The 13,502-nt window shown below is 72.0% G+C and carries 9 protein-coding genes; 1 reads left to right on the top strand and 8 read right to left on the bottom strand.

Going from position 1 to position 13,502, the window contains the following annotated elements:
• Positions 1–54: 54 nt before the first annotated feature.
• The 4 genes from ACQB60_RS12985 to ACQB60_RS12970 all read right to left on the bottom strand — a co-directional run bounded on the left by ACQB60_RS12985 (position 55) and on the right by ACQB60_RS12970 (position 4,775).
• A complete protein-coding gene (locus tag ACQB60_RS12985) occupies positions 55–834 on the bottom strand; it encodes a GntR family transcriptional regulator (RefSeq protein ID WP_496926066.1) in 780 nt (259 codons plus the stop codon).
• 1 nt (position 835) lies between these two features.
• Positions 836–1,273: a TIGR03668 family PPOX class F420-dependent oxidoreductase gene (locus ACQB60_RS12980; protein ID WP_496926065.1), complete on the bottom strand. Its 438-nt coding sequence runs from the start codon at positions 1,271–1,273 to the stop codon at positions 836–838.
• A gap of 116 nt (positions 1,274–1,389) precedes the next feature.
• Positions 1,390–3,987, bottom strand: a complete 2,598-nt coding sequence (locus tag ACQB60_RS12975; RefSeq protein WP_496926064.1) for an ABC transporter permease — start codon at positions 3,985–3,987, stop codon at positions 1,390–1,392.
• Positions 3,984–4,775, bottom strand: a complete 792-nt coding sequence (locus ACQB60_RS12970) for an ABC transporter ATP-binding protein (RefSeq protein WP_496926063.1) — start codon at positions 4,773–4,775, stop codon at positions 3,984–3,986. The genes ACQB60_RS12975 and ACQB60_RS12970 overlap by 4 nt, the downstream gene beginning before the upstream one ends.
• A 388-nt stretch (positions 4,776–5,163) precedes the next feature.
• Here ACQB60_RS12970 and ACQB60_RS12965 point away from each other — a divergent pair, with 388 nt between their 5' ends.
• On the top strand, positions 5,164–6,714 hold the full coding sequence (locus tag ACQB60_RS12965; protein ID WP_496926062.1) for an MFS transporter: 1,551 nt from the start codon (positions 5,164–5,166) through the stop codon (positions 6,712–6,714).
• A 332-nt stretch (positions 6,715–7,046) separates the two neighbouring features.
• On the opposite strand, the gene ACQB60_RS12960 is transcribed toward ACQB60_RS12965, so the two are convergent.
• The 4 genes from ACQB60_RS12960 to ACQB60_RS12945 all read right to left on the bottom strand — a co-directional run bounded on the left by ACQB60_RS12960 (position 7,047) and on the right by ACQB60_RS12945 (position 13,260).
• Complete coding sequence (locus tag ACQB60_RS12960) at positions 7,047–7,937, bottom strand: cellulose-binding protein (protein ID WP_496926061.1); 891 nt, start codon at positions 7,935–7,937, stop codon at positions 7,047–7,049.
• 241 nt (positions 7,938–8,178) lie between these two features.
• Positions 8,179–9,171, bottom strand: a complete 993-nt coding sequence (locus ACQB60_RS12955) for an LCP family protein (protein ID WP_496926060.1) — start codon at positions 9,169–9,171, stop codon at positions 8,179–8,181.
• 112 nt (positions 9,172–9,283) lie between these two features.
• Positions 9,284–12,256 carry an SUKH-4 family immunity protein gene (locus ACQB60_RS12950; protein ID WP_496926059.1) on the bottom strand — a complete coding sequence of 991 codons (2,973 nt, stop codon included), beginning with the start codon at positions 12,254–12,256 and terminating at the stop codon, positions 9,284–9,286.
• 8 nt (positions 12,257–12,264) lie between these two features.
• Positions 12,265–13,260, bottom strand: a complete 996-nt coding sequence (locus ACQB60_RS12945; RefSeq protein WP_496926058.1) for an SMI1/KNR4 family protein — start codon at positions 13,258–13,260, stop codon at positions 12,265–12,267.
• Positions 13,261–13,502: the final 242 nt, after the last annotated feature.

The raw sequence follows: 13,502 nt of genomic DNA, 5'->3' as shown, positions 1-13,502 counted from the left end.
GGGTATGCAAGTACGGTAGCGGGGAGTCACTTGGCTATACAAGTGGTCTGCGAATTACGGCACTTCGATGACGTAGCGGAAGCTGTGCCGATCACAGGGGATCAAGGAATCCAGGACCTCGAAGGGCTCCTCATCCGCCGTGTAAGCGGTCCGGAGCGCCCTCGCCAGCGGAACACCGGGCGGAATGGACAAGCGCTCCGCCTCCGCCGGGACCGGCATGCGGATATCCAGGTCCTCGACGAAACGGGCGACCTTCCATCTTCCTGCCGACGCGCGTTCAAGGCAGCCATGGATCCCGCCGGGAACGGGCGCCTCTCCCGCGGCCGGAGTATCGGCGACCACGGGCAACGGGTAGTAGCCATCGGTGAGTTGCATGGGCTCGTCATCAGCAGTGAGCAGTCGTCGCCGCACCAGAACGGGGGATCCGACCCGCAAGGCAAGCCGCTCGGCCACCTCCGACGGCGCCGGCACCTCGGCGACTTCCAGGATGTGCTGGCGGCCTTTCCGCCCTTGAGCCGCCATCTCGGCCACGAAGTTCGCCGTACCGCTGTCGCGGCGCCGCCGATAGTTGTCCCCCGTCGCCAGCAGACGCACAGGCGGGCGTTGGCGGACGAACGCCCCCTTGCCCTGACGCGAGACAACCAGCCCTTCGGAGCGGAGAAGCGCGATGGCCTTACGGATCGTCGCCCGAGTTGTGCCGAAGCGCTCTACGAGTTCGTACTCAGAAGGCAGTCGTTCGCCGGGGCCGAGCGAACCGTCGCCAATGTCGGCCCGGAGCGCGTCAGCGATCTGCCGGAAGAGCGGGTTGCCGACGTTGGGCTGCGGACCGGGCACGTCACATTCCTGTCTGCTCGGGCTCGGCGAACGCCCAGCCGACCCACCTCTGCACATCGATGGAGATCACCGGTCCTTCCGGCGGGCGCTCCCTGTACTGACGGTACTTGTCGCACAGCCACAGGACTGGTTCACGCCGGTCCTCGTCAGCTGTCAGCACGCGGCCCGTGCCATCCGCGCGGACCCACCACAACTGTTCCCACTCGTCGTCGTATTGGTCGACGAGGACGGAGACTCTGGGATTGGCCGCGATGTTGCCGAGCCTCTTGAGGGCGAAGGTGTTCTTCGGCTTGTGATCGACGGCGATGACCACCGTGTCGCCCCGCACCGCGAATGTGGCGGGAACCAGGTGAGGCTGGTCGGCGGCGTCCGTCGAAGCCAGTCGCAGGACCCGGGCAGAGGTGAAGCGGCGCTTCGCCTCGGGGAGTTCGAGACGCATGGGAGCGAGGCTACCGCCGACGTCCCCACGGCCGTCACAGCCCCGAACCCCAAAAGGCCCGGCCCCGGTGGAAACCCACCGGGGCCGGGCCCTCCCCCGTTCCCCCGTCGACGTGGCTACTCCGTAGCGATCGCGTTCAGCACATTCATCCGCCCCGCCCGGAACGCCGGCACCAGCGCCGCGAACAGTCCCACGAAGGCCGAGGCCACGAAGACCGTCAGGATCGTCGGCCAGGGGATCTCCAGGACCTTCAGGCCCTCCAGGGCGAGGAGCTTCTGGGCCGTCGCGCCCCAGCCCATGCCGAGCCCGAGGCCGAGCAGCGCGCCGAACAGGGCGATCACGACCGACTCCATGCGGATCATGCGGCGCAGCTGCCGCCGCGACAGACCGATCGCCCGCATCAGGCCGATCTCGCGGGTGCGCTCGACGACCGACAGGGCGAGCGTGTTCACGACGCCCAGGACCGCCACGATGATCGCGAGGGCGAGGAGGCCGTAGACCATGTTCAGGAGCTGGCCCACCTGGTCCTTCAAGGTCTGCTTGAAGTCGGTCTGGTCCATGACCTTGTACTGCGGGTACGTGTGCATGCTGGCCTTGAGCGCCTTGTACGCCTCGTCCTGCTTGCCCTCGGCCGCCTTGGCGAACACGATGTCGCTCGGCGGCATCCGGTCGGCGGGCAGATAGCGCGCGACCGTCGCGATGTTCACGTACATCGCGCCCTGGTCGAGGGAGCTGTCGTCCGAGGTGATCGCCGCGAGCCGCAGCTGCGCCGTCCGGCCGTGGTCGAAGGCGACCTTCAGCTCGTCGCCGACCTTCAGGTGGTGCTTCTTGGCGAAGTCCTCGCCCACCGACATGGCGTTCGTGCCGTAGGCGGCCGACAGCTCGCCCGCCACCGTCTCCTTGCGCAGGTCCTGCGCGTACGTCGGGTCGGCGGCGCTGAAGCCCATCTTCTTGCCGGTCTTGCCGTCCGGCGTGGTGACGTCGGCCTGGACGTCCTTGTAGCGGGTGACGTGGTCGATGTACGGGCTCTTCTTCAGGGCCTGTTCGGCCTTGGGCGTGAGCGGCGCCGGGTTGTTGCCCGTGCCCTGCACGATGAAGTCCGCGCCCACCGACTTGTCCAGCTCGTCCGTGGCGGAGGCGACCATCGAGGAGCCGACCACGGAGAGGCAGGCGACCAGGGCCAGGCCGATCATGAGGGCCGCGCCGGTGGCGCCCGTGCGGCGCGGGTTGCGCAGCGCGTTGCGCTCGGCCATCCGCCCGACGGGGCCGAACATGCGCAGCAGCACCACGCTGATCACCCGGACGACGCCCGAGGCGAGCACGGGGCCGATCACGACGAAGCCGATCAGCGTCAGGACCACACCGCCGCCGAGCGGCAGGGAGCCCTCGCTCGCCTTGTCGGCGGTCCCGGCCAGGTAGAGCAGGGCGCCGCCCGCGCCGGTCAGGAGCAGTCCGATGACGGCGCGCAGCGCGCCCGCCCTGCCGTCGGCCGGCGTACCGGCGTCGCGGAGTGCGGCCATCGGCGAGACCTTGCCCGCCCGGCGGGCCGGCAGGTAGGCGGCGAGGACCGTGACGACGACGCCGAGGACCATGCCGACGACGGGGGTCGTCCACTTCACGGTCAGGTCGGCGGTGGACAGCTCCATGCCCATGCCGGACATCAGCTTCATCAGCCCGACGGCGAGCCCGATGCCCGCGCCGACGCCGAGGACGGAGCCGAAGAAGCCGAGCAGCAGCGCCTCGACGAGGACGGAGCGGTTGACCTGCTTGCGGCTTGACCCGATGGCGCGCATCAGGCCGATCTCCCTCGTGCGCTGGGCGACCAGCATCGAGAAGGTGTTGATGATGAGGAAGATGCCGACGAGGAAGGCGATCCCGGCGAAGCCGAGCATCGCGTACTTCATGATGTCGAGGAAGTCGCCGACCGACTTGCGGTTGTCGTCGGCGCTCTCCTTGGCCGTCTTCACCGTGAAGGCCCCCGCGTCGGCGGCCAGCGTCTTCGTGACGTTCTGCTTCAGCTGCGTGTCGCTGACACCGGACCGGGCGGCGAGGTTGAGGTGGGTGAACCGGCCGGTGGCACCGAGGAGTTCACGCTGGGCGGTGGCGGTGTCGTAGAAGAAGACGCCCGCGCCCGGGTTGGTCACCTTGAAGGTGGCGATGCCGCTGACCTTGGCCTTGAAGTCGCCGAGGACGGAGATCGTGCGCAGCTCGTCACCGATCTTGATGTCGTGCTTGTCGGCGGTGTCGGCGTCGACCATCACGTCGGTGGGGCCGCGCGGGGCGTGCCCGGAGGTGATCTCCATCGAACGCAGGTCGTTGTGCGTCCAGTTGCCCGCGAGGGTGGGCCCACCGCTGGTCGGCCCCACATTCTTGTTCTTCGCGTCGACCACCGTGACGCTGTCGCTGCTGACGGCGCCCTCGGCGGACTTCACGCCGTCCGCCTTCTTCACCTGCGCGAGGGCCGAGGCGGGCAGCGACTCCGGCTTGCCGCTCTTGGGCCGCTCGTCGGCGTCCCCGGCGTCCTTCGGGCTGACCGTGACGTCGGCGGAGGTCGCGGCGAAGAGCTTGTCGAAGGTCGTGTTCATGGTGTCGGAGAAGACGAGCGTGCCGCACACGAACGCCACCGACAGCAGGACGGCCACGGCGGACAGCGCCATGCGCCCCTTGTGCGCGAAGAAGTTGCGCATCGAGGTCTTCATCACGGTGGAACTCATGACGTACGCCCCCGGGCGTCGAAGTGCTTCATGCGGTCGAGCACCTGCTCGGCGGTCGGGTTGTACATCTCGTCCACGATCCGGCCGTCCGCGAGGTACAGCACGCGGTCCGCGTACGAGGCGGCGACCGGGTCGTGCGTGACCATCACGATGGTCTGCCCGAGCTCGGTCACGGACCTCCGCAGGAAGCCCAACACCTCAGCCCCCGCACGGGAGTCGAGGTTTCCGGTCGGCTCGTCACCGAAGATGATCTCGGGCCGCGAGGCGAGGGCACGGGCGACGGCGACGCGCTGCTGCTGACCGCCGGAGAGCTCGGTGGGCCGGTGCCGCAGCCGCCCGGCGAGCCCCACGGTCTCGACGACCTGATCGAGCCACCCGCGGTCGGGCTTCCGCCCGGCGATGTCCATCGGCAACGTGATGTTCTCGATGGCATTCAAGGTCGGCAGCAGGTTGAACGCCTGGAAGATGAAGCCGATCCGGTCCCGCCGCAGCTGGGTGAGCTTCTTGTCCTTGAGCCCGGTGATCTCGGTCTCGTCCAGGTAGATGTGCCCGCTGGTCACGGTGTCGAGCCCGGCGAGGCAGTGCATCAGCGTCGACTTGCCGGAGCCCGAGGGCCCCATGATCGCGGTGAACTGCCCCCGCGCGACGTCGACATCGACATGGTCGAGCGCGACGACCTGGGTCTCCCCGCTCCCGTACGCCTTCACGACCTGGCGAGCCCGCGCCGCCACGGCCGTACGTCCTCCTCCAGTGCCCCCGTGCCTGGGAGTGGTCACAGCCGTTGTCACGGTAAGTCTCCTATGTCGGCGATGCGATGAGCCGGGTGTGCTCGGCGCTTGTCGGTGCTTGTCAGTCTCGGTGGCCGGGGTGCCCGCGCGCGCTGGTGCGCAGCGGAGTCTTTTCCTGGGGAAAACCCCACCTTCGGAAGGGTGGTCGGCCTTCGACCGCCCCCCTCCGGCCCCCGCCGGGCCCTCCGCTCCCCCGCCGGGCCCTGCGTAAAAACCATTTAAGAACCCGCCCCGGGCCTTCTCGTCCTCCGCCGGGACGAAGGTGGCCCGGTCCGCAGTACGGAGGTTCCCCTAGGGGATCTCCACCCGCCGGTGGAGCCGCTCTCAGGGTCGTCTCCACCTTCTTGCGCACTCCCCGCGCCCCCGCACCAGGTGAGAAGGTGTGCGGGTGAGTCAGGGAACAAGCCAAGAGGACATACCCGCCCCCGGGGCCCGTGGCCGCCGCGGTCCCGTCGTCGCCGCGCTCATGCTGTCCATGGCGCTCGCCGCCCTGGACTCGACGATCGTCTCGACCGCCGTCCCGCAGATCGTCGGCGACCTCGGCGGCTTCTCCGTCTTCTCCTGGCTGTTCTCCGGCTATCTGCTCGCGGTCACCGTCACGCTGCCCGTGTACGGCAAGCTCTCCGACACCTTCGGCCGCAAACCGGTCCTGATCGCGGGCAGCATCCTCTTCCTCCTCGGCTCGGCCCTCTGCGCGAGCGCGTGGAACATGGCGGCCCTCATCGCCTTCCGCGTCGTCCAGGGCCTCGGCGGCGGCGCCCTCCAGGGCACGGTCCAGACCCTCGCCGCCGACCTCTACCCGCTCGACCAACGCCCCAAGATCCAGGCCAAGTTGTCCACGGTGTGGGCGGTCTCGGCGGTCGCGGGCCCCGCGCTGGGCGGCCTCATCGCCACCTACACCGACTGGCGCTGGATCTTCCTCATCAACCTCCCCATAGGCGCCACCGCGCTGTGGCTGATCGCCCGCCACCTCCACGAACCGGCGCGCACCGCACCGAAACGTCCGCAGATCGACTGGGCGGGCGCGCTCGCGGTCTTCGCCTGCGGCGGCGTGCTCCTCACAGCCCTGGTCCAGGGCGGGGTGGCCTGGCCCTGGCTGTCGTCCCCGTCCCTCACCCTCTTCGGCAGCGGCCTGGCCCTGGCGGCGATCGTGGTGGTCATCGAACGCCGGGCGGCGGAACCGATCATCCCCGGCTGGGTCTGGCGCCGCCGCACGATCGCGGCGGTGAACCTGGCGCTCGGCGCCCTCGGCCTCCTGATGGTGGCCCCGACGGTCTTCCTCCCCACCTACGCCCAGTCGGTGCTTGGCCTGGCTCCCATGGCGGCGGGCTTCGTGCTTTCGGTGATGACCCTGAGCTGGCCGGTGTCGGCGGCGCTCAGCCAACACGTGTACCGGCGCATAGGTTTCCGCAACACGGCGATCACGGGCATAGCGCTGGCAGCCCTGATCCTCCTCACTTTCCAGCTCCTCCCGTACCCCGGCTCGGCCTGGCAACCGGCCCTGATCATGCTCCTGTTGGGCGCGGCGCTCGGCCTCTTCCAGCTCCCGCTGATCGTCGGGGTGCAGTCCACGGTCGGCTGGTCGGAGCGGGGCACGACGACGGCGTCGGTCCTCTTCTGCCGTCAGATCGGGCAGACGGTGGGGGCGGCGCTGTTCGGGGCGGTGGCCAACGGCGTCCTCAGCTCCCGCCTCGGCGGCTCCGGTTCACTGGACTCGGTCGCCGAGTCACTGTCCAACCCCGGGTCGGTGGCCGACCCCGAGCGCCTCCGCCGTGCCGTCGACGCGGCGGTGGAGTCGGTGTACCTGGGCGCCGCGTGCGCGGCGGGCCTGGCGCTCCTGGTCCTGCTCTTCCTTGCTCCCCGCCGCTTTCCCGTACGCACGGAGGAGCCGGCGCCGCCCGCGGCCGCCCCCGCGGAGGGCCCTCCCGCCCGAGCCTGACCTTTCCCCAACCCCACCCCTTCCCGATACGGCGACTCCGTCGCCCCCGGCGCACCCACCCGGGGGCTGCGCCCCCAGCCCCCCCCATCGGCGCTGAACGCGCCTCGTCCTCAAACGCCGGACGGGCTGAAATACCCCCGCCGAGACCGAAGGGAGACGGCCCGCAGACGGGCGACGGCGCAAGGGGTGGGGACGCGGCGGTATGTCCGCCCGCAGTACAGCACCCCACCCAAGCCAGTACTCATGTACCCGTCCGGCGCCCGAGGCGTTTCGAGGACGGACATACCGCCGCGTCCCCACCCCGCCCCACCACCCACCAGCACCCGCACCCGCTACTCCGCAGCCGCAGCCCGCCCCGTCAACGCAGCCAAGCTGCTCCGCACATGATCCATGTGCGCCCGCACCTCGTCCCACTCCTCCCCGTGCTCCCGCAGCACCCTCTCCGTCTCCCGAGCCACCCGCTCCTCCCGCAGCCGCGCCTCCGCCACCAGCTCAGCCCCCTGCGCCTCCGCGTCCTCCTGCCCGTGCCGCGCCGACTCCTCCGCCTCCGCGAACGCCCGCTTCGCCTCGGACAGCCGCGCCTCCGCAGCCTCCACCCGCTCCGCCGCCACCGCGTCCGCCGCCGCCTCGCGCTCCGCGAGCTCCCGCTCCGCCGCCTCCCAGCGCTCGGCCTGCTCCTTCTCCTGCTCGGCGAGGAGCCCCTCCGCACGCTCACGCGCCTCACGGAGCGCGGCCAGCGCCTCCCCCCGCCACTCCTTCACGTCACGCCGCGCGGCGATCCGCGCCTCGTCGGCCGTGGCGCGGTCGGCGAGCAACCGCTGCCGGGCCCGCTCCTCCGCGTCCCCGCGCAGCGAGTCCGCGTACGCCCGCGCCGCCTCGGCCCACTCCCGCCCCTCGCTCTCGGCGGCCTCCACGGCCGCCGCGGCCTCGGACTCCGCGGCGGCGCGCACCGCCACCGCCTCCTCCTCGGTCAGGGCGAGCAGATACCGGGCGCGCTCGCCGAGCGTCTCGTACGTCTGGGGGGCGAGCTGCGAGACGGTCACGCGCAGCCGTTCCGCCTCCGCCTCCAGGTCCTTGGCGAGGACGGTGAGCCGGGCGGCACGCTCCCACGCGTCGTCGCGCTCCTGGGACACCCCCGCGGCGTACGCCTCCACCTGCTCGGGACGGTAGCCGCGGCCCCGCACGGTCACGAAGCCGTGAGGCGACACCGATGCACTGCTCATCCTTGATTCCCCTCTCCGACGTACAACGCGATTGGCGCACATCTTGATGGATCAAGCGGAAGTGCTCATAACGCGACACTCCACCCACTCCATCCGGTCAAGGATGCGCCAATTGCTGCCAGAAGTCGGAATCGAGGAGGTCGGGCACTCTCTACGACACGTCGGGCACTCTCCACGACGACGCCGGACGCGCTCCACGACCACGCCGGGCACCCACTACGACGATGACGCCGGACACCCACTACGACGGCGAAGGAAGCGGCTGGTCGTCCTTCAGCGCCCCGAAGAGCCGCCCCGCCTTCTCCTCGTCCCACACCACGACGTCCCCCACCCCGGCGATGTCCGGCTCCGAAGCCACCGGCACCGTCGTCGTGGCGCCCGACCCGTGCGACAAGCCCTCCGTCTCCAGACCGAGCTGCGCCAGCGCACCCACCCCCGTGTCCCGGTCGACCGTGAGCGCGTCCAGCGAGGCGCTCAGGAAGGGGACCAGCCGCCACGGCGGCAGCAGCACCCGCCAGCTCACGGCCTTGTCCGCGACCGCGCTCACCAGCTGCTGCTGGCGCTTGACCCGTCCCAGGTCACCCAGCGGATCGCTGTAGCGGGCGCGCACGTACTGCAGGGCCTGGACGCCGTCCATGTGCCGGCAGCCGGCGTCGAAGTCCGCACCCGACTTCTCGTCGTGCAGCCCGCCGGACGGCACACAGATCCGCACCCCGCCCAACGCGTCCACCACGTCCACGAAGCCGAGGAAGTTCACCTCGGCGTAGTGGTCGAGGCGGAGCCCGGTGGCCTGTTCGACGGTGCGCGTCAGGAGCGGGGCGCCCCCGATCGCGTACGCCGAATTGATCTTCCCCTTGCCGTGGCCGGGGATCGCGACGTACGAGTCGCGCGGGACCGAGACCAGATAGGGCCCGCTGTCGCCGTAGTGCAGGATCATGATCGTGTCGGTGTTGAGCCCCTGGTCATTGCCCACATGCAGCTTCTTGCGCTGTTCGGGGGTGAGCGCGGAGCGGCTGTCGGAGCCGATGAGCAGCCAGTCGGTGCCCTTGCTGGGGCCCGGCCCACCTTCGTGGGCGACGAACGCCTTCGTCGTCCGCAGCCGCGAATCGGCCCAGAAATACAGGGCCGTGCCGTAGGCGGCGACCAGCACGACGAGGGCGAGGAGGATCAGCAGGACCCTCTTCGGCCAGCGGCGCTTCTTCCGCGGGACAGCGCCCGCGCCCGTGGCTGCCATGACCGCATGATCGAGGCGCCCGACCCGTCGCGCAGGTCGAGCGCCTCGTTCGTACGTATGCCGATGGCCCGCCGACCGGCCCGCAGCAGTCAGCCTGCCAACAGACCGAGCCTCACAGCAGCCCGTCCCACATCTGCTCGAGCAGCACCGACCACCAGCTCTCCGGCGAGGCCAGCGCCGCCGGGTCGAGCGCGGCCAGCTGGCCCTGGAAGTCGACGGTCCAGCGGCCCGCCTGCTCCTGGTTGAGCCCGTACCGCAGCCGCCACATCCGGCCGAGCAGGGCCAGGCTGCGGGCGAACTCGGGCAGGCCCGTGTTCACGAACTGCGGCGGTACGGGGGCTCCGCCCGGACCGGCCTCGACCGGGACGGCCACGATGTTCGCCGTGCCGTACTGGACGCAGATGGCGCGGCCGAAGTCGCTGCCCATCACCAGGTACGAACCGGCGTCCGACGCGGGCACCACGCCACGCTCCTGGGCCAGTTCGGCGAGGGTCGGCACCGGGCGCCCCGGCTGGGCCTGGGCCCAGAAGAACGGGCCGAAGTCGGCCGGCAGACCCGCCACGACGAGCGTGTGCGCGACGATGTCCGGCACGCCCTGGCGCGACACCGCGCGCTGGTCGAAGCGGAAGACGCCGGGCCCGAAGGAGCCCGCGATCTCCTGCGCCACGCCCTCCGGCGGCACCGGCGGCGCGGGCTGCACCTGCTGCAGCGGCGCGCGCACCGGCGCGGGGCGCGCCGGACCGTCCGCGACCTGGTGCAACTCGCCCTGGTGCGCGAGGAGTTGCTGCATGCCCTGCTGACGGGACGCGTGGTCCGTGCCGTACGGGGCGATCGAGGCGATCCGGGCCTGCGGCCAGGTCTCCTTGATCATGCGCGCGCAGTAGGCGCCGGGCAGCTGGCAGGACTCCAACTCCGTGTGGAGTTCGAGTACTTGGTCCGGCGGGATGTTCATGGCGCGCAGCTCGTGGAAGATCTGCCACTCCGGGTGCGGGGTGCCTGGCGCCGAACGCCGGATCACCTGCTGCTCGCTCCCGTCGGGCGCGCGGTAGCGCAGCACGGCCTGGTAGCCGGGGCCGACGGTCGGCTGACCGGTGGGCTGCTGCGGATAGCCGTACGGCTGACCGGGCGGGCCGGGCGGCGCCATGCCGGGGGCACCCGGAGCACCCGGAGCACCCGGGGCGCCGGGCGGCTGCGGAGCACCGGGAGCGCCGGGGCCGCCGACCGAGGGGCCGGCCAGCATGGTGGCGGCGTGGTGGACGCCACCGGGCGGCTGCGGAGCACCAGGCGCACCGGACGCACCAGGGGCACCGGGCGCACCCGGAGCCGACGGAGGCGCGGGCGCACCGGGGCCACCCTGACTCGGACCGGCCAGCATGGTGGCGGCGTGATGCACACCGCCGGGAGGCGTACCCGGAGCACCGGCACCAGGCGCGCCGGGAGCACCCGGGGCGCCAGGAGCACCGGGCGGCTGCGGAGCACCAGGGGCACCGGGCGCACCCGGGGCCGACGGGGGCGCGGGGATGCCCTGGCCGCCCTGGCTCGGGTCGGCCAGCATCGTCGCCGCGTGGTGCACACCACCGGGCGGTGTACCCGGGGAACCGGGCGGGCCGGGGGGCTGCGGGGCACCCGGAGCGGCGGGCGCGGCGGGTGCGTCCGGGAGCTGGATGCCTTCGTTGCCGCCGAGCGAGGAGACCAGCTGGGTCGGCACATAGCCGCCCGCCGGGGTCCCGGGAGCACCCGGACCGGACGGCGGCGGCGGGCTGCCGGGGGCCCCACCCGGAGCGCCGGGCGGCGCGGGCGGCGGCGGGGCGCCGGCACCGGAGCCCCGGGCACCGCGCGGCGGCGACTGCGCCTTGCTGGTCGCGGCGTCGGCGATGTCCCCGGCACCGGGAGGCAGAGGGGCACCCGAACCGGCGGGCGGCGGGGGCATGTTCGGGCCACTGACGGCCGAACCCGCGGGCGGGGGCGGCGCGTTGACCCCGGAGACGGCCGAACCGGCGGGCGGCGGCGGGGCGTTGAAGCCAGGAGCACCCGGAGCACCCGGAGCGGCCGGGGCGGCCGGGGCGCCCGGAGCACCGGGGCCACCCTGCGGATATCCGTACGAGGCCGGGCCCGGCGCACCCGGAGTCCCCTGAGCAGCAGGCCCCGAAGGCGCACCCGGACCACCGGGTCCAGCGGGTCCAGCGGGTCCGCCCTGACCACCCGGCCCGCCGAGCGAAGGCGCGACCGTCGTCTTCGGAAGCTGGCTGCCGCCCGACATCAGGGCCGTCTTGGCCTCGGGCGCCACCGCGGGCGGCGGGGTGTCCCCGTCGTCGTCCTGGCCCGAGAGCGGCGGCGCGAAGACCGTCGCGGGCAGCGGGACCGAACGGTCCTCGTCCGCCTCGGGGTTGCTGTCCGTACCGGCCCACGGAGTGGCACCGGCGGGCGCGGCGGGCGACGCCGCACGCACGCCCTCGTCGGCGGCGGGCTCATGCCCCCCGCCGCTCTGCGCACCGGAAACACCGGAAACGCCGGAAACACCGGAAACACCGGCCGACGGCCACGGCGCACCCTCACCAGGAGCGGACGAAGCGGCAGGGGCCGGAGAAGGTGACGAAGGCGAAGACGGCGAAGCCTGCGACGGCACCGCCCCCGACACCGAACCCGAGGCCGAACTCGAACCCGAGCCCGTCCCCGACCCCGACCCCGCCGACTCCCCCCGCCGATCCGGAATCCCCAGCTTGTCCGCCGCCTCCTGGAGCCACTCCGGCGGGCTCAACAGGAACGACGTCTGGTTCAGGTCGACCCGCTCGGGCGGGGCCGGCTCCGGGTCGGAGGCCGCGTCCGGAACCCCGTACTCCTCCTCGTACCGGCGAATGACCTCACCGACGGGGAGGCCGGGCCAGAGCGTGGCCTCGCCGCTGTCGCGGGCGATGACCAGCCGCTGGCGGCCGCCGTCCGAGACCGGGCCCGTCTCGCGGTCCTCGGCCCAGACGACGAAGCCGAGCTCGAACTCCCGCACCCGCACCTCGCGGTGCTGGTAGCCCGGCACGTCTCCGTTGATCCACTCTTCGGCGCGCTCCTGCGCCTGTGCGAACGTCACCATCGGCACACTCACTCCCCACCCGAGGACACGGGGACGGAGTGCGCGAAGCCGCCGTCCACCATCAGGTTCGCCACGGTCTCCAGCTCCGGCGGGTTGCCCGCGAGCCGGGAAAGGAACGCGTCGAAGTCGTCGCCGCAGGGCAGGAGGAGGCGTTCCACTCGCTCCGCCGGGGCCCAGCCGGACGCCTCCGAGACGTCCCGCGCGTCGTCGTACGCGCAGAACCACACCGAGCCGATCCGGTCACCCTTCACCTTCACCGCGAGCAGACCGCCCTGGACGAAGCCGACGCCCAGGTAGTCCTTGGTGAGGTGATCGCGCAGACACTTGTTGACGTACACCAGGTCGTTGACCGCGGCCTCGTCCCGGACCGTGAAGAACGGCTGGTCGATGAGGAGGCCCAGCTCCGCGTCGAGCGCCGTGCCCACCGGGGCGCAGCCGCCCGCCGCCTTCAGGAAGGAGCGGTAGGCGCCCGGCAGCCGGTACCCCAAGTCCTCCTCGACGCCCAGCACTTGGGCCTCGGTCACCGCGACCCCCGACTTCGGCAGGCCGAGGTGGGCGGGGCGGGTCTCCTGGAGCGGGCGCGTGCCGCGCTTGTTCTGGTCCACGGCCGTGGTGGCGAGCCCGCCGTGGTGCCGCAGGAGCGCCTTGACCTCGACGGGGACGAGCTCCAGACGGCGGCCGTGCGGCACGTGGTGCCAGGTCCAGCCGTGCGGGGTCGCGACCGCCGGGATGGTCTCCCAGAGGTCGTGGCCCGCCGCCGCGAGCGCCGCGTTCGCCGAGACGTAGTCCGTCAGGCGCAGCTCGTCGACGCCGAAGCCCTCGGGGGGCTCGGCGATCTCCGCGACCGCGCGGGCGTACGGCGAGAAGTCCGGGTAGCCGTGTTCGTCGATCCGCACGCCTCTGGGGTGGCGAGCGGCCCGGACCGGGTCCGGGAAGCGCACGACCTGCCCGGCGTAGGCCGCGTTCGGCGGCGCGGCTTGCTGCCCGAGCCGACCTGTCGTCATGGCGGTTGCCCCCTGCGGCACTGAAGAAGATGGAGATCTGGAGATGAGAACGGCGATATGAAGATGCTGGAACGCGAATCAGCGAACAGCCTATGCGTAAGAACGACACCGGTCACCGGGCCTCCGGTTCCGTACCGGTCAAGGCCCCTCCGCTTCCGTGACCACCCGCCACGGCCCGGTCACCGAGCGCCGAAAGCCCCGCGTGTCGCAGAGCCCCAGCTTCCGCACCACCCGTCCCATTT

Origin of the sequence: Streptomyces odontotermitis, from assembly GCF_050510915.1 — a bacterium.
In the GTDB taxonomy this organism is placed as follows: domain Bacteria; phylum Actinomycetota; class Actinomycetes; order Streptomycetales; family Streptomycetaceae; genus Streptomyces.
The sequence above is the reverse complement of the archived record's forward strand: the minus strand, read 5'-3'. Positions and strand labels throughout refer to the sequence as shown.

What these genes read in the sequence shown, in the direction of transcription:
- ACQB60_RS12980 (WP_496926065.1), bottom strand. Translation starts at nt 1,273, where the DNA reads ATGCGTCTCGAACTCCCCGAGGCGAAGCGCCGCTTCACCTCTGCCCGG.
- ACQB60_RS12975 (WP_496926064.1), bottom strand. Translation starts at nt 3,987, where the DNA reads ATGAGTTCCACCGTGATGAAGACCTCGATGCGCAACTTCTTCGCGCAC.
- ACQB60_RS12960 (WP_496926061.1), bottom strand. Translation starts at nt 7,937, where the DNA reads ATGAGCAGTGCATCGGTGTCGCCTCACGGCTTCGTGACCGTGCGGGGC.
- ACQB60_RS12955 (WP_496926060.1), bottom strand. Translation starts at nt 9,171, where the DNA reads ATGGCAGCCACGGGCGCGGGCGCTGTCCCGCGGAAGAAGCGCCGCTGG.
- ACQB60_RS12950 (WP_496926059.1), bottom strand. Translation starts at nt 12,256, where the DNA reads ATGGTGACGTTCGCACAGGCGCAGGAGCGCGCCGAAGAGTGGATCAAC.
- ACQB60_RS12945 (WP_496926058.1), bottom strand. Translation starts at nt 13,260, where the DNA reads ATGACGACAGGTCGGCTCGGGCAGCAAGCCGCGCCGCCGAACGCGGCC.